Raw genomic sequence first — 20,498 nt, forward strand, 5'->3', positions numbered from 1 at the left:
CCCGGGGCGATTTGGGGGGCTGTTCGCCCGCCCGGGTGGTCAGGCGCTGGAGCGCCTGACCACCGGGGCCCCTGAGGCCTTGCAGCCTTATTAAGCCCTGCCGCCTCGTGTGGGCGGCAGAACCGGGTGGGGGAGTACCCTGCCGCCTTGGCAGGAAGGGGAACCGGACAGGGATGTCCAAAAGACAGACACCACGTCCACATAGTGAGACGGGCGTCTCATTAGATTGACACCCCCGCAGGGGACCGCAAGACTGAACGGTATGCAGATCGTACCCGTCGTCCTTATCAAGCGCGTGGCGTAATAGCCCGACTTGTCTAAGACGTCACGCGCGAACCCCTACGGAGCCAACCGGCACGAGGGGTTTTTTTATTGGCTTCGTCAGTTTTGGCTTCGCTAAGCATAAAAAAGCCCAACCGGGCACAACCCGGGCAGGCCGCCGCAAAGACAATGGATCAGTATCCGCAAAGGAAGTTCCAATGAGTAAGGGATCGCCAATCAGCCCTTCGCTGATGGCCTCGAAGGCAAACGCCGCCGCACGCGCGGCAGCAGCCAAGACCAAAGACGTAGCAAGTTCCATGTCTTCCACCTATGCCGTGGATGACCGGATCCAAGGGCCCAACAACATTGTTCCGCCCATCGAAATGACCGGTTCCCAGGCCCTTGTCCGGTCCCTGGAGGAGCTTGGCGTAGACGAGGTCTTCGGACTGCCCGGCGGCGCCATCCTGCCCACCTATGATCCCCTGATGGATTCGAAGAAGATCCGCCACGTCCTGGTCCGGCATGAGCAGGGCGCCGGACACGCTGCCGAAGGTTATGCCATGGTGACCGGCCGCGCGGGTGTCTGCATCGCGACGTCGGGCCCCGGTGCCACCAACCTGGTCACCGCCATTGCCGACGCGCACATGGACTCAGTGCCCATGGTCGCCATCACCGGGCAGGTCTCCAGTGCGTTTATCGGCTCCGATGCGTTCCAGGAAGCCGACATTGTGGGCATCACGATGCCCATCACCAAGCACTCCTACCTGGTCACCGACGCCGCGGACATTCCGCGCGTGCTGGCCGAGGCCTTCCACATTGCGACCTCGGGCCGGCCGGGTCCGGTGCTGGTGGACGTCTCCAAAGACGCCCAGCAGGCCAAAACCGTTTTCTCCTGGCCGCCCAAGATCGACCTGCAGGGCTACCGCACCGTGGTGCGCGGACACTCCAAGCAGGTTCGCGAAGCGGCACGCCTGATCACGGCATCGCAGCGGCCGGTGTTCTACGTGGGCGGCGGTGTGCTCAAGGCCAACGCCTCGGCCGAACTGCTGGAACTGGCCGAACTGGTGGGCGCCCCGGTGGTCACCACCCTGATGGCCCGCGGTGTGTTCCCCGACTCGCACCCGCAGCACGTGGGCATGCCGGGCATGCACGGTTCGGTCTCCGCCGTGACCGCGCTGCAGCAGTCAGATCTGCTGATCACCCTCGGCGCCCGCTTCGATGACCGGGTCACCGGTGTGCTCAGCTCCTTCGCACCCGGCGCCAAGGTCATCCACGCGGACATCGACCCCGCGGAAATCTCCAAGAACCGTGCCGCGGACGTGCCGATTGTCGGTTCGGTGAAGGAAATCATCCCCGAACTCACCGACGCCGTGCGGAGCCAGTTCGAAACCGAGAAGCCGGATATCTCGGCCTGGTGGGCCGTGCTGGACCGGCTGCGGGAGACGTACCCCATCGGTTACGCCGAGCCGGAAGACGGCCTGATGGCGCCGCAGAAGGTCATTGAACGCATCGGAGCCCTGACCGGCCCCGAGGGCGTTTACGTGGCCGGCGTCGGGCAGCACCAGATGTGGTCCGCGCAGTTCATCAAGTATGAGCGTCCCCGCGCCTGGCTGAATTCCGGCGGGCTGGGCACCATGGGCTACTCCGTGCCGGCGGCCATGGGAGCCAAGGTGGGCAACCCGGACCGCGTGGTCTGGGCCATTGACGGTGACGGCTGCTTCCAGATGACCAACCAGGAACTGGCAACCTGCCTGATCAACAACATCCCGATCAAGGTTGCCATCATCAACAACTCCTCGCTGGGCATGGTGCGGCAGTGGCAGACCCTCTTCTACGAGTCGCGCTACTCCAACACGGACCTCAACACCGGACATGACACTGTCCGGGTTCCGGACTTCGTGAAGCTGGCCGACGCCTACGGCTGCGTGGGCCTGCGCTGCGAACGCGACGAGGACATCGATGCCACCATCGCCAAGGCCCTGGAAATCAATGACCGCCCCGTGGTCATCGACTTCGTGGTCAGCCGCGATTCCATGGTGTGGCCGATGGTCCCCACCGGGGTCAGCAATGACCTGATCCAGATTGCCCGCAACATGACCCCCACCTGGGAAGAGGAGGATTAGGACATGGCCCGCCACACCCTTTCCGTGCTGGTAGAAGACGTTCCCGGCGTACTGACCCGCGTAGCCTCACTGTTCGCCCGCCGGGCCTTCAACATCAATTCTTTGGCCGTGGGCCCCTCCGAGGTGCCGGGCATGTCCCGGATCACGGTGGTGGTCGACGCCGAGGGTGACTTGCTGGAGCAGGTCACCAAACAGCTGAACAAACTCATCAACGTCATCAAGATTGTTGAGCTTGTTCCCGATTCCTCCGTGCAACGCGACCACATCCTGGTCAAGGTTCGCGCGGATGCCGCAACCCGGCTGCAGGTAACCCAGGCAGCCGAGCTGTTCCGCGCCTCAGTGGTGGACGTGTCCACAGACTCGCTCATCGTCGAGGCAACAGGCACCGCCGAGAAGCTCAACGCGCTGTTGTCAGTGCTTGAGCCCTTTGGCATCCGCGAAATAGTCCAATCCGGAACTCTGGCCGTAGGCCGCGGCTCAAAATCCATGAGCGACCGCGCCCTGCGCAGCGCCTGAGTTCCACCCCAGACCTTCATCCAGGAAACCAGTAGGAGATAACCACAGTGACTGACATGTACTACGACGACGACGCCGATCTGTCCATCATCCAGGGCCGCACGGTCGCCGTCATCGGCTACGGCAGCCAGGGCCACGCCCACGCACTCAGCCTCCGCGACTCCGGCGTCGACGTCCGTGTGGGACTGAAGGAAGGCTCCGCCTCCCGGGCCAAGGCCGAGGCTGAGGGCCTTCGCGTACTCAACGTCGCCGACGCCGTCGCCGAAGCCGACCTGATCATGGTCCTTACCCCGGACCAGGTCCAGCGCTTTGTCTACGCCGAGGAGATCGCCCCGAACCTGCAGTCCGGCGACGCACTGTTCTTCGGCCACGGCTTCAACATCCGCTACGGCTACATCCAGCCGCCGGCCGACGTCGACGTTGCCCTCGTCGCACCCAAGGGCCCGGGCCACATTGTGCGCCGCGAATTCGAAGCCGGCCGCGGCGTCCCTGACCTGATTGCCGTGGAGCAGAACGCATCCGGCAAGGCCAAGGAACTGGCACTGTCCTACGCCAAGGCTATCGGCGGCACCCGTGCCGGCGTCATCGAGACCACCTTCACCGAAGAGACCGAAACGGACCTCTTTGGTGAGCAGGCAGTCCTGTGCGGCGGCGCGTCGCAGCTGATCCAGTACGGCTTCGAAACCCTCACCGAAGCCGGCTACCAGCCGCAGGTGGCGTACTTCGAGGTACTTCACGAGCTGAAGCTGATTGTCGACCTCATGGTGGAAGGCGGCATCGCCAAGCAGCGCTGGAGCGTTTCCGACACGGCAGAGTACGGCGACTATGTCTCCGGCCCGCGCGTCATCGACGAGAGCGTGAAGGAAAACATGAAGGCCGTCCTCGCAGACATCCAGAGCGGCGCCTTTGCCAAGCGTTTCATCGATGACCAGGATGCCGGCGCACCCGAGTTCAAGGAAATGCGGCAGAAGGGTGAGGACCACCCGATCGAGGCCACCGGCCGCGAGCTGCGCAAGCTCTTCTCCTGGATCAAGAATGAGGACGACTACACCGAAGGCTCCGTAGCCCGCTAGTCGCCACCGTAATATCCGCACCGATTCGCCACGCCCCCGGGAGCAGGCGATAGGCTCGAAAGGCAAGCCGAATCGGCAAGGAGGCCGGACCCCTCGGGTCCGGCCTCCTGCGCGAAACCCCACCTGAATCGTCCACAGCTAAAGAGGTCACCGGTGTCTGCCACCAAACCAGTCGTACTCCTCGCGGAGGAACTCTCGCCCGCTACCGTCGAGGCCCTGGGCCCCGACTTTGAGATCCGCTCCACGGACGGTGCGGACCGCTCCCAGCTCCTTTCCGCGATCGCGGACGTGGATGCCATCCTCGTCCGCTCGGCTACGCAGGTGGACGCCGAGGCCATTGCGGCGGCGAAGAACCTGAAGGTCATTGCCCGCGCCGGTGTGGGGCTGGACAACGTGGACATCAAGGCCGCCACGCAGGCCGGCGTGATGGTGGTCAACGCCCCGACGTCGAACATCATTTCCGCCGCGGAGCTCACCGTGGGGCACATCCTTTCCCTGGCCCGGAACATCCCGCAGGCCAGCGGTGCCCTGAAGAACGGCGAATGGAAGCGCTCCAAGTACAGCGGCATCGAGCTGTTCGAAAAGAAGATCGGCATTATCGGCCTCGGCCGCATCGGCGCCCTGGTCGCGGCCCGGCTGCAGGGCTTCGGTACCGAGATCCTGGCCTATGACCCGTACGTGACCTCCGCCCGCGCCGCGCAGCTGAACGTCCGCCTCGTCACTCTGGACGAACTCCTTGAGGAATCGGACTTCATCACCATCCACATGCCCAAGACCCCCGAGACCCTGGGCATGCTCGGCGCCGAAGCCTTCGAGAAGATGAAGGACACCGCCTACGTGGTGAACGTGGCCCGCGGCGGACTCGTGGACGAGGCTGCGCTTTATGAAGCCCTGCAGGCAGGCAAAATCGCCGGTGCCGGCGTGGACGTGTTCGTCAAGGAACCCAGCACCGACCTGCCGTTCTTCGCGCTGGACAACGTAGTGGTCACCCCGCACCTGGGCGCCTCCACCGCAGAAGCGCAGGAAAAGGCCGGCGTGTCCGTTGCCAAATCCGTCCGGCTGGCCCTGGCCGGGGAACTGGTCCCCGACGCCGTAAACGTTGCCGGCGGCGTCATCGCCGAAGACGTGCGCCCGGGTATCCCGCTGATCGAAAAGCTGGGCCGCATCTTCACTGCCCTCTCCCACGACTCCGTGACCGCCATCGACATCGAAGTGGCCGGCGAGATTGCCGCCCTGGACGTCAAGGCACTGGAGCTGGCGGCCCTGAAGGGCATTTTCACCGACATTGTCTCCGAACAGGTCTCCTACGTGAACGCACCGGTGCTGGCGGAACAGCGCGGCATCGAGGTGCGCCTGCTGACCACCCCCGACGTGGATGACTACCGGAACCTGCTCACCATCCGCGGTGCCCTCTCCGACGGGTCCCGGCTGGAGGTTTCCGGCACGCTGACCGGACCGAAGCAGATCCAGAAGCTCGTCGGAGTGAACGGCTACGACCTGGAAATCCCCATCAGCGAACACCTGATTGTGCTCATCTACCAGGACCGCCCCGGCGTGATCGGCGCCCTGGGCCGGGTGCTGGGCGAGAAGGACATCAACATTGCCGGCATGCAGGTGGCCCGGAACACCGAGGGCGGCCAGGCGCTGTCCCTGCTGACCGTGGATTCCTCCGTGCCGCAGGACGTGCTGGAGAAGCTGCGCGAGGAAATCGGCGCCTCCGTGGCCCGCGAAGTGGACCTGCAGGACTAGCAGCACCGCACGGGACCGGTTCCGCCATCGCGGGACCGGTCCTGTGCGTTTAAGCCTCCCCCCAGGGTAGGAGGCACTGCAGGGGAGATCATGCCCGCCTCCGACGCGCACCGCACCCCTGCCGCGGCAGCATGGAAGGCATGACTTCATCCATGCCGGGCGGACCTCTGCTGGCCGCCGACAACCTGACCAAAACCTACGGAAGCACCGCTGCACTGGCGGGCATCAGCCTGGCCGTATATCCGGGGGAGGCTGTGGCCGTGATGGGCGCTTCCGGTTCCGGAAAAACCACGCTGCTGCACTGCCTGGCCGGCATTATCCGCCCCGACACCGGCAGCGTCCGGCTGTTTCGCAGCGGTGCACCCGTGGAGGTCACGGCGCTGGACGACGACGCACGCTCATCACTGCGCCGAAGCGACTTCGGTTTCGTTTTCCAGCAGGGTCTGCTGATCCCCGAGCTGACGGCGGGGGAAAATGTGGCGCTGGCCCTGATGCTCAACGGGGCGCCACGGGCGGAAGCGGAACAGGCAGCCGTGCAGGCTCTGGCCGCTCTCGGACTGGCCGGAATGGAACAGCGCCGCATCGGGGAGCTGTCCGGCGGACAGGCCCAGCGGGTGGCCATAGCGCGGGCACAGGTCAACGGTGCGCGGGTCCTGTTCGCGGACGAACCCACGGGTGCGCTGGATTCGCACACCTCCGCGGAAGTGATGGGGCTGCTGCTGCGCACCGTCGAGGGGACGGGGCGCTCCCTGGTGGTGGTCACCCACGACCCGTCAGTGGCCCGCTGGTGCGGCAGGGTGATCACCGTGGCTGATGGCCGGATTGTTGCCGACACGGCCGGTGCGGGACGGACCCGATGACCGCCCCCGCGCCCCTGCCCGCACGTCTGTCCGCCATTGCCCGTCTTCTGGACTCTTCTCCGGTGGCCGTCCGCCTCACCTGGCTGCTGAACCGTCCCGGCACCGCCGGATGGGAGAAGGCGCTGCTGCCTGTCGCAGCGTTTGCCGTGGTCACCACCTTGCTGTTGACCGTCCTGTCCGGCGCCTTGTCCTTCCTGCAGTGGGGCGACGCTGAAGGGGATCTGTATCTGCTGCTGGCCTGCTTCGCGCTGCTGCTGCTGGTGTTGCCCCTCATCACCCTTGGTGGTTCCGCGGCGCGCCTTTCCGCCCGCCGGCGGGACGAGCACCTCTCAACGCTGCGCCTTCTCGGAGGCTCCGCCAGGACGGTGCGGCAGGTGACAGTGCTGGAGGCCACCGCCCAGGCACTGGCCGGCGCCGTGGCCGGGGTGGCCGGGTATCTGCTGTTCGCTCCACTGGTCCAGCTGATCCACTTCCGCGGCGCAGCCCTTGGCGCTGCCTATTGGCTGCACCCGGCGGCTGGACTCGCCACGGTGCTGGCAGTGGTTCTGCTGGCCGCGGTCAGCTCCGCGGCCGGCCTGCGGAAAGTGGTGGTGTCACCCCTCGGGGTGCGGACCCGGGCCGCAGCCCAAAAGGTCCACTGGAGCCGGGCCGGGATTGCCGTGGCGGTTCTGGTTGCGGGCAGCCTGGCCCTGACGATTCCGGGCGCCGGAGCGGTGCTGGCCATCATCATTATCTTCGGCGTGTTTGCGGCCGGGATGTCCGTCCTCAACCTGGCCGGACCCTGGCTGGTTGCCCGCTCCGCCACCCGGCGCCTGCGCAGGGCACAGACGCCGGAGGCGCTGCTTGCCGCCAGGATCGTGCTGGATTCCCCCAAGGCCGCCTGGCGCCAGGTCAGTGCCCTGGCCCTGGTCTGCTTCACCGCCGTAGTTGCCGGTTCGGCCGCTGCGGCCGTCCAGGGCAGCCAGTCGGAGGGACCGGAAGACTTCCTGCTGCAGGACCTCATGACCGGTGTGCTGATCACGGTTGTTGCGGGGTTCCTGATGGTCGCCTGCTCCGCTGGCATCAACCAGGCAGCCACGGTCCTGGACCGCGGTGAGCTCTACCGCAGCCTGGACCGGATGGGCATGCCGCGGGGAGTGATCGAGGGCGCACGCATCAAGGCGGTGATGCAGCCCCTGCTGCTCGTATGCACCGCTTCCGTGACGGTGTCGGCGGTCCTGCTGTTCCCGCTGGTGGGTGCGGCGCTGCTTTTCGCTCCGGCGTCGATGGCTATCCTCGCGGCAACCGTTGCCGTGGGAGTGGGGCTGGTGCGGGCAGGGCTTGCCGTCACGGCTCCGGTGCTGACCTCGGTGCTGGAGGACGGGCACTAAGCTGTCCCAATGTCCCAACCTCCGCCCGAGCCGGCACCAACACCACTGCAGCGGTCCTGGATTCCAGCCGCCTGGCTGCTGGTAGGAATAGCCTCCTATGCAGGCGCCTTCATCAATGCGTTGTTCCCGCAGGGCAGGGAGGACCCATGGGACAGCATGCTGGTGAACGGGCTGGTTCTGGGGGTGGCAGCAATCCTCACCGGGTTGATGGTCTTTGTGCCGGCCAGCCCGCCCGCACGGGCGCTCCGGGTCGCTGTTTATGCCGTTCCGATCGGACTGCTGCTGCTTGTTCAGCTTCCGACGGGGTCGGTGGAGTTCATGGCCGCCCTTCTGCTGCCCTGGGCGCTGCTCACGGCCCTGTACGGGGTGAAGGGAGGGCTACCCGCCGGGTGGGGTTATACGGCCGCTTATCCTGCAGCCGGGGTGGCCGCCTGTTTGCTGATCGCGACCGTGTGGTTCAACGAACTGGTGTGGCTCATGCCTTTGCTGCCGGTTGCCCTGCTTCTGCGCCGCCGGTACCGGGGCAGCAGGCTCAGGATGGGGATGGAGGTCCTCCTCGCGGTGCTGCTGGCGGCGTGTATCGCCGCCGAGTTCGTCATCCTGCCGCAGGGGGAGTCCTGGCTGCCATACCGCAGCATCGTCGGGACGGCCTGCACCATCAGCGTTTTCTACACCGTCATCCTTCTCGGCCTCGCGCGCCTTGCCGGCCCCAAAGCGACAAGCCCTGCCGAAACAGGGTAATTTTCTTATGTGACTTCTTCCGATTCCAAGACTCCGTTCTACATCACCACAGCCATCTCCTACCCCAACGGCGAGCCCCACATCGGGCATGCGTATGAGCACATCGCCACCGACGCCATGGCGCGCTTCAAGCGCCTGGACGGCTACGACGTGTTCTTTATGACGGGTACGGACGAGCACGGGCTGAAGATGCAGCAGTCCGCGGACAAGGAAGGCATTACCGCCAAGGAACTCGCGGACCGCAACTCGGCCGCGTTTAAGCAGATGGAAGCGGATATAGGGAACTCCTATGACCGCTTCATCCGTACCACCGACGCCGACCACTATGCCGCCGCCCAGGCCATCTGGAAGCGGATGGAGGAGAACGGGGACATCTACCTGTCCAAGTACTCCGGCTGGTATTCCGTCCGGGATGAGGCGTATTACAGCGAAGACGAGACCGAAGTCCGCGAGGACGGCGTGCGGTACTCCAAGGAAACCGACACCGAGGTGACCTGGACCGAGGAGGAGAGCTACTTCTTCCGGCTGTCCGCGTACCAGGATCGACTCCTGGCCCTCTATGAGTCCCAGCCGGACTTCGCCGCCCCGCGCTCGCGGTTCAACGAGGTCATCAGCTTCGTGAAGGGCGGGCTGGAGGACCTCTCCATCTCCCGCACCACGTTCGACTGGGGCGTGCCCGTGCCCGGCAACCCGGACCACGTGATGTACGTGTGGGTGGACGCGCTGACCAACTACCTCACCGGCGTCGGCTTCCCCGATACCGAAAGTGAAGCCTTCCGGAAGTACTGGCCCGCCGACGTCCACGTGATCGGCAAGGACATTTCACGCTTCCACGCCATTTTCTGGCCTGCCTTCCTGATGTCCGCCAAGCTGGAACTGCCGAAGCGGATCATGATCCACGGCTTCCTGCACAACAAGGGCGTCAAGATGTCCAAGTCGCTGGGCAACGTAGTGGCCCCGAAGGACTGGGCTGACCAATACGGCCTGGACTCGGTGCGCTTCTTCCTGCTCCGCGAGGTCCCCTTCGGTGCCGATGGCTCCTACAATCACGACGCCGTCGTCGGCCGGATGAACTCCGACCTTGCCAATAACCTAGGCAACCTGGCCCAGCGCTCCCTGTCCATGGTGGCCAAGAACTGCGGCGCAGCGGTGCCGCAGCCCGGTGATTTCACGCCGGAGGACACTGCCCTGCTGGAAGCTGCAGGCAACCTCCTGCAGATCTCCCGTGAAGCGTACGATGTGCAGGATTTCCACGGCGCGCTGGAAGCTACCTGGAAGGTCCTGGGGGACACCAACGCGTACTTTGCCGAGCAGGCGCCGTGGGTGCTGCGGAAGACCGACGTCGAACGCATGAACACGGTGCTGTATGTGACGCTCGAGGTGCTGCGGATTGTCGCCATCCTGATCCAGCCGGTGATGCCGGAGAGTGCGGCCAAGCTGCTGACGGTCCTTGGCCAGGACGACGACGCCGCGCGGCAGTTCAGCGCGATCGGCACGCCGCTGGTGCCGGGCACTGCGCTGCCGGCGCCCACACCCATCTTCCCGAAGTACGAGGAGCCGGCGGAATAGGCGGACACAAAAGAACACCCCCGACGATTCGTCGGGGGTGTTCTTTTGTTAGCGGGGCCCGGCTTAGTCCGTAGCCAGGAACCGCTCCACGGCTGTCTTCTCCATCACCTCGGCCACGGCCTCCTGCTGTCCGCGGGCCATCTCGATCAGTTCCTGAAGCCGCGCCGCGTTGAACCGGTGGTCGGTGCCGGAAAGCACCAGCAGTGTCCGCCACAGGGATTCCTTCATCCGGACCAGCGACTGCAGGGACTCAAGCTCCAGCTGCCCGGTGGCGCCGCCGCCGGTGCTCAGCGGATTCAGCGGACCCAGTTTCCCGGCCGCCGCGCCCACGGCCGCTGCGGCAGCCTTGGCCTTGCTCCTTGCATAGCCCAGGGCATGAATCAGGGATTCAAGTTCATCCCGTTCATCGGAAATTTCCTCCACCAGGCGGGCGAAGGTCTCCTCGTACGGTGATCCCTCCCATGTGCGCTGCGCGGCGGTGAACAGGCGGACGCCCGTCTCTGCGCCAATGAGGTGGTCATCCAGGTACGCGGCGAGTGATTCCCGTCCCGGGGTGAAATGTCCGGGGGCGGCATCCTGCTGGGTCATGCTGATCTCCTTACGCCTGCAGCCTGCCGGGCCAACGGTCCGGCATAAGCGTGCTTAGTAATTTGTCCTTCCCAGTATCCTTGCAGATCTGCGGCCCGACCGCGAGGCACATGCCCCGCGGCCGGGCCGCAGATCAGCCGCAGACCGGTCCCGGCCTGATTCAACGGGTCCGGTCAGTCGGCAGCGAGTCCGGCCACCGGCGAGAGGCGGGCGGCGCGACGGGCCGGGAGGACCGACGCCGCGAGGCCGGCCAGCAGCGCCACGGCCAGGACACCGAGCAGCTGCAGCCACGGAACCGACGGCTCCACCGAGGCGAAGGAGCCCAGCGCCGACTGCGCTCCGAGCCAGCCGTAAACCGAGCCGAGCACGGTGCCCATCAGGGCAGCCACCCCGGCGATCAGCACGGCTTCGAGTGCCAGCATGCCGCGCAGCTGTCCGCGGGTCAGGCCCAGTGCCCGCAGCAGGGACGACTCGCGGGTGCGTTCCAATACCGAGAGGGACAGTGTGTTGGCCACACCCACCAGGGCAATCACCACGGCCACTCCCAGCAGGCCGGTGACCACCATCAGCAGGACGTCGATGACCTGGTCAAACGCGGCACGCTCAATCGCGGAACCGTTCACCGTGTACTCCTCCACATCCAGCCGTTCCGCCAGATCGGCGCGCAGGTCTATCAGGGCGGAGGTATTCAGGGTCTCCTCCACGGACAGCCAGAGCTCCGGCAACGGAACGTAGTCAGCGGAAGCGGGCAGCGGTGCAGGGCCACCCAGCTTCGCCGCCGTGTCGGCACTGATGAGCGGGCGCAGCTGTTTGCTGTTCGATTCCAGTACCTTCAGCTCCGCGGTGGAGCTCGCCCCGGTTACCGTCAGCGTTTCGGACTTGATGCCCTGCGGCATCAGGATGGTGTTGTCCGTGAGGACCAGGTCGGAATCCTGCAGGACCTTCGCCGCTTCAGCAGGATCCAGCGCGTACACGTCGTAGGCGCCGTATTCCTCCGTGTCGGTGGTACCGGCCAAGGGCACCAGGACAGCGTCCTGCACACCGTCAACGGCACGTGCGGTGTCCGCGTCGGCGGCGGTGAACGGACGGTCCTGGCCGGCAACGCTCACATCCACCGGGAACTCTCCCGCCAACACGTCGTCCAGGGAGGTCCGCGCCGTGGCGGCCCCGGTCATCATCATGGTGACCAGGGTGACGCCGATCAGCAGGGCGGAGGATGTTGCCGACGTACGCTGGGGGTTCCGGACGGCGTTGACCGCTGCTAGTTTGCCGGGCACTCCCAGCGGAGCAGCGATCCTGCCGACGGCCCGCACCAGACCCGGGACAAACAGCGTGGCGCACATCAGCACGCCCACAAAGCTCAGGATGCCGCCGGGCAGCGCCACCAGGAGGTCCGAGGAGACCGCACCGGCAGCAAGCAGGGCGGCACCGCCGGCCAGGAGCACCAGGCCGATGGCCAGGCGGACCCGCCCGCGCTTTGTTCCGGCCCGAACATCATCGGCAGGGCGCAGGGCAGCCAGCGGGGCAACCGCGGTGGCGGCCCGGGCCGGAACCAGGGCGGACAGGACGGTCAGCAGGACACCCACCACCAGTCCGGCGACTACCGAGCCGGGGGAGACCGCCAGTGTGGCGAAGCCGCTTTCGGGAATGGTCTGCAGGTAGGCAATGATGCCGCCCACCAGGGCAACGGCGGCCAGGACACCTGCAACGGATGCGACTATGCCCACAATCAGGGCTTCCACGATGACGGAGCGGCGTATCTGCGAACGTTCGGCACCGATGCAGCGCAGCAGGGCAAGTTCGCGGGTGCGCTGGGCCACCAGCACGGAGAAGGTGTTGGAAACCACCAACGCGCAGACCAGCACCGCCACCGCGGCGAAGGCCAGCAGGATGATGGTCAGGGCATCGTCTCCGCCGGTGTACATGGACACCAGGACATCGGTCTGCTCCGCAGCGGTACGGACAACCACCTCACCCATGCCCGCGGCGGAAAGCTCCTGCTCCACGGCGGCCCGCACCTCGTTCACGTTGGCGCCGTAAGCCAGCGCCAGCTGGATGGTGTCGAAGCCGTCTTCCGCGTTGGCGAACAATGCCGCGGTGGCGCCGGTGGCATAGAGCTGGGCATTGCCCATGCTGCTTGGGTCGTCGGACGGGGCTACAAGTGCGGTGACTGTCAGCTCCACGGCAGCTGAATCGTCCATTCCACCGGTGAGGCTGAGCACGGAGCCCTTCGACAGGCCCGCCCGCTCGGCGGTGTCGCTGTCCACGGCCACCTCGCCGTCGGACACCGGCAGCGAACCGTCGGTGACCTTTCCGGGGAAGAGCCCCGTGTACTCGGGAATGCTGTCCAGCTTGCCGTACACCGTGTCCCGGCCCGTGCCGAAGCTGACGTATCCCTGCTGCACCTCGTAGCTTCCCGCCACTCCGGGGAGGTCACGGACAATGGCGGCGGTGTCCTCGTCCAGCACCAGCGGATCGGACCGGAACAGGTTGCCGTTGAGGATCAGATCCGCGTTGCGGTAGCTCTGGCCGACGCTCTGGGTCAGCGAGGCCTTGGAAGAGGAATTAATGATCAGGGTGGCCGTCAGGAAGCCGACGGCGATGAGGACCGCCAGGGAGACCGCTATGAAACGGCGGGCGTTCAGGCGCACCTGCGCCAGCGCTACCTGCAACATGCCTTACGCCCCCAGCTTGGTCAGGGCGGCCAGTACGGTGTCCGGCGTGGGATTCGCCAGTTCGCCCACCAGTGCGCCGTCATTCATGAGCACTACCCGGTCCGCGTAGGAAGCGGCCACGGGATCGTGGGTGACCATGATGATGGTCTGGCCCATCTCCTTGGTGGACCGGCGGAGCAGGGAAAGGACCTCGGCTCCGGACTTGGAATCCAGGTTGCCGGTGGGCTCGTCTCCGAAGAGCACGTCCGGGCGGGTCAGCAGGGCACGGGCTACGGCCACGCGCTGCTGCTGGCCGCCGGAGAGTTCATGCGGCCGGTGCTTCAGCCGGCCGGTGAGGCCCAGGGTTTCGGTGATGCTTTCCAGCCAGGCCCGGTCCACCTTGCCGTTGGCCAGCGCGACGGGGAGGGTGATGTTCTGTTCGGCGGTAAGCGTGGGGACCAGGTTGAAGGACTGGAAAACGAAGCCCACGGAGTCCCGGCGAAGGCGGGTCAGTGCGGCGTCGTTAAGTCCGGTGAGTTCGGTGCCGCCAATCCAGATGCGTCCCGAGTCGGAGGTATCCAGGCCGGCCAGGCAATGCATCAGGGTCGACTTTCCGGAGCCGGACGGACCCATAATGGCCGTGAAGGTGCCGGTTTCAAAGCTCACGTCCACATCCCGAAGGGCGTGGACCCGGGTTTCACCGGTGCCGTACGTCTTGTTCAGCTTCTGCGCGGCTGCGGCCAGGCGGGTTTTCCCCGTGCCGGGGACAGGATTCTGCTCTGCGAGTGTTGTCATGGTTCCCACGCTATGCCCGCGGCGTCATGGGCCACATCGAGCCGGGGGACGGTTCCCGGGGAGCCGGCCTCATACCGTGGGTGGAAGGGCGCCGGCCAGCCGGTAGGACTCGTGCAGCATTTCTGCGAGCTCATCCTGCGGAACGTAGGCCAGCCGCACCAGGACCAGCAGCGGAGAGGACTCGTGATGCGGGGTCCAGAAGTAGATGTCCGGCTGCTGCGCCGCCAGTGCCTCCCGTTCCGCACTTTTGACCGTCAGGGAGTCTTCATCCCACATCCGGGCCATCAGCGTGCGGGCAAACCAGGCGGGCTGCTTCCAGCTGAGCCGTTCCGTGACGCCGGGCAGGGAGAGGCAGACCTGACGGACGTCCTCGACAGTGGCCGTGCGCCGTCCCCGTTCCATGCCCCTAGGGTGCGACTATGCCCGTCTCGTACGCAATAACCACGGCCTGCACCCGGTCCCGGGCGCCCAGCTTGGCCAGGATGTGGCCCACGTGGGTTTTGACCGTTGCCTCCGAGAGGAAGAGCTTCGCTGCGATCTCAGGGTTGGAGAGGCCCTGGGCTATCAGGGTGAAAACCTCGTGTTCGCGCGGCGTCAGGGTTTCGACGGCGGCGGCATGCGGGCTTCCGGGTGTTCCGGCGGTGCGCAGCATGGGGGCAACGTGGTCCAGCAGGCGGCGGGTGGTGGACGGCGCAATCACCGCGTCACCGCGGTGCACGGTGCGGATGGCTTCCAACAGCTCCTCGGGCGGGGCGTCCTTGAGCAGAAAGCCGCTGGCGCCGGCCTGGATGGCGGAAAGCGCGTACTCATCCAGGTCGAAGGTGGTCAGCACCACCACCTTCACGTCTTCGTTACGCTCCCCGCCGTTTCCGGCGTCGAGGATCCGGGAGGTGGCCTCGATGCCGTCCATTCCCGGCATCCGGACGTCCATCAGCACAACGTCGGCCCGTACGGCGGCCAGTGCGGCCAGTGCCTCGTGTCCGTTGCCGGCTTCGGCAACCACCTCGAGATCCGGCTGTGAATTTATCAGCATGCGGAAACCTCCGCGCACCAGCTGCTGGTCATCCACCAGGACCACTCGGATGGGATCGGCGGAAGGGAGCGGTGTTTCGGACGCTGCGGTCCAGGGGGAATCCGGCACTATGCCTAGGCCTCCGTGTAGGGGATGAATGCTTCAACGCGGAATCCTCCGCCGGCCGCCGGAGCAGCCTTTAGGGTTCCATCGTAAAGCGCCAGCCGTTCGCCCATCCCCTTGATGCCCTGTCCGGCGCCGTCGCTGTCGATGGCTGCAGCGGCACCTATCCCGTTGTCCGTGACAGTGAGGGCCAGCCCCCGCGGCGACCACTGGAGGCCAACAGCCGCCCGGGCGCTGGGACCGGCATGCTTCAGGACATTTGTCAGGGACTCCTGGATGACCCTGTATGCGCTGAGCTCAGCGCCCGGCGGCAGGGGCCGGCGGGGCGCACCGTCCACCTGCACGGAAACATCCACCCCGCCGCGCCGGACAGAGTCCACCAACGCATCAACATCTGCCAGTGAGGGCAGGGGGCGGGTGGAGGCTGCCTCGTCGCCGCGGAGCACGCCGAGCAGGCGGCGCATTTCGCGCAGGGAACTCCGCCCGGTTTCGGCGATCACGCCCAGGGTGCGCGGGGCGACGTCCGGATCGTCGGCGCTCGCATACCGCGCGCCGTCGGCCTGCGTAATGATCACCGAGAGCGAGTGCGCCACAATGTCATGCATCTCCCGGGCAATGTGGCTGCGTTCGTCCGCGGCGGCCAGGTCCCGCTCCTGCTGGCGTTCAATCTCCAGGCGGTGGGCGCGGTCCTGGAGCGCCTGCATGGCCAGGCGCCGGGTGCGGGCCAGGTCCCCGAAGGTCCAGAAGACCAGGACCACCGCATCAACGGCGATGACCAGTATGAGCATCGGGATGAACCCGGTAGTCCCGGGAAGGCTGCCTCCCATGGCCGGCGCAATGAAATACACCAGCACAAAGGCCATGCCGCCAGCCAGCGCCAGCCCCAGCCCGGCCAGGCTTGCCCACCGTGGAGCGAAGGCAGCCAGCGAGTAGACCATGCCCAGGACAAGAATGTCAGCCGGCAACCCCGTCTCCGGGACCAGGAACAGGGAGAGGATGCAGGCGGTGGCCTGGACCGCCGCTGCCGGTACGGGCCTGGTGCGGCGCCAGGCCATGCTCATGCAGATGGCTGTCGACAACAGGAATTCGACCGGCTGCCAGCGGCCGATGAGCAGGACCGGCACCGCGAGGAACAGGGTGAAGCCCAGGGCGGAGCACAGGTCCACCTTGGCGGGGTTTGCCTGCATCCAGGCATAGATACGTCGGTGCAGGAGCATGGACAACAACTTTAGGCCCCTCGTTCCTCCGGCGCGTCATGCCAGGGGTGGAATTCTCGCCGCAGTGTTCAGCATGTGAGATGGGTTGTCCGGCATCCGGACCGTCTTTCTATGATGGGCGTTATGAGCGAAGAACAGTCCAAAGTCATTTCCCTGGCCGTGATCCCGGGCGACGGAATCGGCCCGGAGGTTACGGCCGAAGCAGTGAAGGTGCTGAACAAGGTCACCGCGGGCGGACCAGCCCGGTTTGACCTGACCGAGTATGAGCTCGGGGCTGAGCACTGGCTGGCAACGGGGGAGACCCTGCCGGATAAGACACTGGACGCACTCAAGGGCCATGACGCGATTCTTTTTGGAGCCGTGGGTGCGGCGCCCGGGGACACGAGCATGCCCTCGGGGCTGATTGAACGCGAGCTGCTGCTCAAGCTGCGCTTCAGCCTGGACCACTACGTAAACCTCCGCCCGTCCAAGCTGTACACGGGAGTTGACAGCCCGCTGGCCAATCCCGGAGACGTCGATTTCATCGTCGTTCGCGAAGGAACCGAGGGGCCATATGCCGGCAACGGGGGAGTGCTCCGTGAGGGAACCCCGCAGGAGATCGCCACCGAAGTTTCGCTCAACACCGCCTACGGCGTCGAGCGCGTGGTTCGTGATGCCTTCCGCCGGGCCTCGCAGCGGCCGCGCCGGAAGCTGACGCTGGTGCATAAGCACAACGTGCTGGTGAACGCCGGGCGCCTGTGGAAGCGAACCATGGAAAAGGTGGCCGCGGAATTCCCTGAGGTCACCCACGACTACCTGCACGTGGACGCCGCCACCATCTTTATGGTGAGTGATCCCTCACGGTTCGACGTCATCGTCACGGACAACCTCTTCGGCGACATCATCACCGACCTGGCTGCCGCGATCACCGGTGGCATTGGTTTGGCGGCCTCCGGCAACATCAACATGGACCGCACCTACCCGTCCATGTTCGAACCCGTACACGGCTCTGCCCCGGACATCGCCGGGCAGCAGAAAGCTGATCCCACCGCAGCCATCCTCTCGGCTGCCCTGCTGCTGGAGCACCTGGGATTTGATGATGAAGCCGCGCGGGTACAGCAGGCCGTTGCCGCGGATCTCGCCAACCGGGGTGGAAGACGCCGTACCACCGCCGAAGTGGGCGATGCCATCGCCGCCGCGGTGTCATAAGCTCAGTCATAGCCAATAAGTAGTCGTCGAACGGGTTTTTGCCGTTCACCGTGGAGGAATCATGACCGTCAGCGCACTGGAATTCACCCAGGAGCTTTCCACCAACCCGAAGTCCGCCTCCGAGCGGGCCACCATCCTGGCGAACCCCGGATTCGGCGACTACTTCACCGACCACACCGCCGTCATTGACTGGAAGGCGGCCGAAGGCGGAGACGCCCAGTGGCAGAACGCCCGCATTGAGCCCTACGGGCCCATCTCGATCGATCCGGCAGCCGGCGTCCTGCACTACGGGCAGGAGATCTTCGAGGGCCTGAAGGTATACCGGCACGCCGACGGTTCCGTAGTGAGTTTCCGCCCCGAAGCCAATGCTGCACGCCTGAACCTCTCCGCCCGTCGGCTTGCGCTGCCCGAGCTTCCCGAGGAACTTTTCCTGGAGTCCATCCGCCGGCTGGTGGCCCTGGACCAGGACTGGATTCCGGACGGCGACGGCGCCGCGCTCTACCTGCGCCCGTTCATGATCGCCACCGAGGCGTTCCTGGGTGTCCGTCCGGCCCGCGAGGTGTCCTACCGCGTGATTGCCTCGCCGGCGGGGAACTACTTCGGCGGGGAACTGAAGCCGGTCTCCATCTGGCTTTCCTCCAAGTACGCCCGCGCCGGCCGCGGCGGCACCGGTGAAGCAAAGTGCGGCGGCAACTACGCTGCCTCACTCATCGCCCAGATGGAAGGCGAAGCCAACGGCTGCAAGCAGGTGCTGTTCCTGGATGAATTCAACGACAACGCCGTGGAAGAGCTTGGCGGCATGAATGTCTTCTTCGTCTTCAAGGACGGACGCCTGGTCACCCCCGCACTCTCCGGCACCATCCTGCACGGAATCACGCGCTCTTCCGTTCTGCAGCTGGGCCGGGACCGCGTCATGGACGTTCAGGAACGCAAGATTACCCTGGATGAATGGCGCGACGGCGTTGCCTCCGGTGAAATCACCGAAGTCTTCGCGTGCGGCACGGCAGCGGTCATCACTCCCGTGGGCCAGCTGAAGTCCGAAACTGAGGTCATCGGATCCGCGGACGCGAAGCCGGGAGAAGTCACCATGTCCATCCGCGAGCAGCTGCTCGGCATCCAGACCGGCACCGTGGAGGATACCCACGGCTGGCTGACCCGCCTGGCCTAGGAACCCATGTCAACCACCGAACAGCTTCCGGATTCCGGTCTGGTCCGCAGCAGCGAGCTCAGCCGTGTCCGGCTTGCCCCGAACCCGGGGCCCATGTCCCTGGACGGCACCAACAGCTACGTTTTGGCTGCCCCGGGATCCGGAAGCACGGTGGTGGTGGACCCGGGTCCGTTGGACGAGGAGCATCTGCAGGCCCTGGCCGGCGCCGGAACCGTGGAACTGGTGCTGATTACCCACCGGCACCCTGACCACACCGAGGCCAGCCAGCGGTTCGCGGAGCTGACGGGTGCACCGGTCCGCGCACTTGATCCGAAGTACTGCGTCGGAGCGGATCCGCTCGGCGCCGATGAAAGCATTAAGGCCGCCGGACTCCAGATCAGGGTCCTGGCGACGCCCGGACACACCTCGGACTCGGTGTGTTTCTGGCTTCCCGACGACGGCGGGAACGGCTCCGTACTTACCGGAGACACCATCCTGGGGCGGGGGACCACGGTGCTGGACTATCCGGACGGGACCCTGGGGGACTACCTGCAGACACTGGAGATGCTGGCTGACCTCGGTGCCGCCACGGTTCTTCCCGGACACGGGCCCGTTCAACCGGATCTGAGCTCACTGGTCCTGACCTACCGGGACCACCGGGAAGAGCGGCTGGAACAGATTCGTACCGCCCTGGACCACATCGGTTCCAACGCCGGCGCCGGGGACATCGCGGACCAGGTGTACGCGGATGTGCCGGCCAACGTGCGTGCCGCCGCCGAGCTGTCGGTGGCTGCACAGCTGGCGTACCTCCGCGGCAACGGATAGGCGCCCGCCCTGCCCGGCAGAGATGGGGCCCGCCCCGGCAGAGATATGACCCGGCAGGCAATGGGACCCGGCAGGGAACGGGACCCGGCAGGGAAGGTGTCCTGATTTGCCGTCCGATGGCCGGCCCTCTGGTCATGTGACGGGTGTTTATGTGACGAGGCTGACCGGGAACCGGCTTGCGCAGAGGTGAGCCTGAGGTTTTACCATGGATGTATCGGCCGAAACGCTGGCCCGCACAGCCGGATCTGCGGTGGTGCGGACAGCGTGCGGCAGGTCGCTTTGATCCGGTTTGCAAGGACCGGGCGGGGTGTGTAAAGTAATTGAAGTCGCCGCGGCAGGGACGCTGAAAAAGCGCCCGAGCATGGCGGCCAAACCCCTTCGAAAATCAGAGTCCAACTCCCGTGCCCTTCACCGGGCCGGCGGAAAAGACTCCGGTTCACGCTGGGCCGGAACGGCGGTACAAACGCTTTTCACGGGATTCCGACAGGAAAACCGCGAATTGCAAATAACGCCGGAATGGAATAAGATAATAAAACATTGCAGCGAAGAAGAAAAGGAAAACATTGTTTTCCCGAGTATTTTCGGATTGCGTCTGTTGTTTGAGAACTCAATAGTGTGCCAAGTTTATTGATACCAATTTATTTTGATTGGTTGAATCGACCGTGTCCGCCCACCCCGTGGGTATGG

The 20,498-nt window shown here is 65.6% G+C and carries 18 protein-coding genes; 12 read left to right on the forward strand and 6 right to left on the reverse strand.

The features are described from left to right. Positions 1 to 479: 479 nt before the first annotated feature. The 8 genes from AC5RVB_RS15805 to metG all read left to right on the forward strand — a co-directional run bounded on the left by AC5RVB_RS15805 (position 480) and on the right by metG (position 10,262). Complete coding sequence (locus AC5RVB_RS15805; RefSeq protein ID WP_494143108.1) at positions 480 to 2,384, forward strand: acetolactate synthase large subunit; 1,905 nt, start codon at positions 480 to 482, stop codon at positions 2,382 to 2,384. 3 nt (positions 2,385 to 2,387) lie between these two features. Then, positions 2,388 to 2,900, forward strand: coding sequence for an acetolactate synthase small subunit (gene ilvN, locus AC5RVB_RS15810; RefSeq protein ID WP_227903283.1), 513 nt, complete (start codon positions 2,388 to 2,390; stop codon positions 2,898 to 2,900). Positions 2,901 to 2,947: 47 nt separating this feature from the next. Further along, positions 2,948 to 3,973: a ketol-acid reductoisomerase gene (gene ilvC / locus AC5RVB_RS15815; protein ID WP_494143109.1), complete on the forward strand. Its 1,026-nt coding sequence runs from the start codon at positions 2,948 to 2,950 to the stop codon at positions 3,971 to 3,973. Positions 3,974 to 4,126: 153 nt separating this feature from the next. Next, complete coding sequence (gene serA, locus AC5RVB_RS15820) at positions 4,127 to 5,722, forward strand: phosphoglycerate dehydrogenase (RefSeq protein ID WP_494143110.1); 1,596 nt, start codon at positions 4,127 to 4,129, stop codon at positions 5,720 to 5,722. A 140-nt stretch (positions 5,723 to 5,862) separates the two neighbouring features. Then, positions 5,863 to 6,582 (forward strand): ABC transporter ATP-binding protein, encoded by a 720-nt coding sequence (locus tag AC5RVB_RS15825; protein ID WP_494143111.1) that lies wholly within the window; start codon positions 5,863 to 5,865, stop codon positions 6,580 to 6,582. Beyond that, the gene (locus tag AC5RVB_RS15830) at positions 6,579 to 7,952 is read left to right on the forward strand and encodes an FtsX-like permease family protein (protein ID WP_494143112.1); all 1,374 of its coding nucleotides are present in this window, start codon (positions 6,579 to 6,581) and stop codon (positions 7,950 to 7,952) included. The genes AC5RVB_RS15825 and AC5RVB_RS15830 overlap by 4 nt, the downstream gene beginning before the upstream one ends. A gap of 9 nt (positions 7,953 to 7,961) precedes the next feature. Then, on the forward strand, positions 7,962 to 8,693 hold the full coding sequence (locus tag AC5RVB_RS15835; protein ID WP_494143113.1) for a hypothetical protein: 732 nt from the start codon (positions 7,962 to 7,964) through the stop codon (positions 8,691 to 8,693). Between the two features lie 9 nt (positions 8,694 to 8,702). Then, positions 8,703 to 10,262 carry a methionine--tRNA ligase gene (metG, locus tag AC5RVB_RS15840; RefSeq protein ID WP_494143114.1) on the forward strand — a complete coding sequence of 520 codons (1,560 nt, stop codon included), beginning with the start codon at positions 8,703 to 8,705 and terminating at the stop codon, positions 10,260 to 10,262. 63 nt (positions 10,263 to 10,325) lie between these two features. On the opposite strand, the gene AC5RVB_RS15845 is transcribed toward metG, so the two are convergent. The 6 genes from AC5RVB_RS15845 to AC5RVB_RS15870 form a co-directional block, all read right to left on the reverse strand. After that, complete coding sequence (locus AC5RVB_RS15845; protein WP_227929526.1) at positions 10,326 to 10,850, reverse strand: hypothetical protein; 525 nt, start codon at positions 10,848 to 10,850, stop codon at positions 10,326 to 10,328. Between the two features lie 173 nt (positions 10,851 to 11,023). Beyond that, positions 11,024 to 13,525 (reverse strand): FtsX-like permease family protein, encoded by a 2,502-nt coding sequence (locus AC5RVB_RS15850; protein ID WP_494143115.1) that lies wholly within the window; start codon positions 13,523 to 13,525, stop codon positions 11,024 to 11,026. Positions 13,526 to 13,528: 3 nt separating this feature from the next. Further along, positions 13,529 to 14,299, reverse strand: coding sequence for an ABC transporter ATP-binding protein (locus AC5RVB_RS15855; RefSeq protein WP_494143116.1), 771 nt, complete (start codon positions 14,297 to 14,299; stop codon positions 13,529 to 13,531). A 69-nt stretch (positions 14,300 to 14,368) separates the two neighbouring features. Beyond that, on the reverse strand, positions 14,369 to 14,701 hold the full coding sequence (locus AC5RVB_RS15860) for an MmcQ/YjbR family DNA-binding protein (protein WP_494143117.1): 333 nt from the start codon (positions 14,699 to 14,701) through the stop codon (positions 14,369 to 14,371). 4 nt (positions 14,702 to 14,705) lie between these two features. Next, positions 14,706 to 15,377 (reverse strand): response regulator, encoded by a 672-nt coding sequence (locus tag AC5RVB_RS15865; RefSeq protein ID WP_279326978.1) that lies wholly within the window; start codon positions 15,375 to 15,377, stop codon positions 14,706 to 14,708. A 68-nt stretch (positions 15,378 to 15,445) separates the two neighbouring features. After that, positions 15,446 to 16,651 (reverse strand): sensor histidine kinase, encoded by a 1,206-nt coding sequence (locus tag AC5RVB_RS15870; RefSeq protein WP_494143118.1) that lies wholly within the window; start codon positions 16,649 to 16,651, stop codon positions 15,446 to 15,448. A 123-nt stretch (positions 16,652 to 16,774) separates the two neighbouring features. On the opposite strand from AC5RVB_RS15870, the gene AC5RVB_RS15875 reads away from it, so the two are divergent. The 4 genes from AC5RVB_RS15875 to AC5RVB_RS15890 all read left to right on the forward strand — a co-directional run bounded on the left by AC5RVB_RS15875 (position 16,775) and on the right by AC5RVB_RS15890 (position 20,442). Beyond that, positions 16,775 to 17,839: a 3-isopropylmalate dehydrogenase gene (locus AC5RVB_RS15875; RefSeq protein ID WP_494143119.1), complete on the forward strand. Its 1,065-nt coding sequence runs from the start codon at positions 16,775 to 16,777 to the stop codon at positions 17,837 to 17,839. 61 nt (positions 17,840 to 17,900) lie between these two features. After that, positions 17,901 to 19,007 carry a branched-chain amino acid aminotransferase gene (locus tag AC5RVB_RS15880; protein ID WP_494143120.1) on the forward strand — a complete coding sequence of 369 codons (1,107 nt, stop codon included), beginning with the start codon at positions 17,901 to 17,903 and terminating at the stop codon, positions 19,005 to 19,007. Between the two features lie 6 nt (positions 19,008 to 19,013). Continuing rightward, complete coding sequence (locus tag AC5RVB_RS15885; RefSeq protein ID WP_494143121.1) at positions 19,014 to 19,811, forward strand: MBL fold metallo-hydrolase; 798 nt, start codon at positions 19,014 to 19,016, stop codon at positions 19,809 to 19,811. Between the two features lie 307 nt (positions 19,812 to 20,118). After that, positions 20,119 to 20,442, forward strand: coding sequence for a hypothetical protein (locus tag AC5RVB_RS15890; RefSeq protein ID WP_494143122.1), 324 nt, complete (start codon positions 20,119 to 20,121; stop codon positions 20,440 to 20,442). The last annotated feature ends 56 nt before the right edge of the window (positions 20,443 to 20,498 follow it).

The sequence above is a fragment of the Arthrobacter sp. Y3225209 genome (assembly GCF_059090685.1).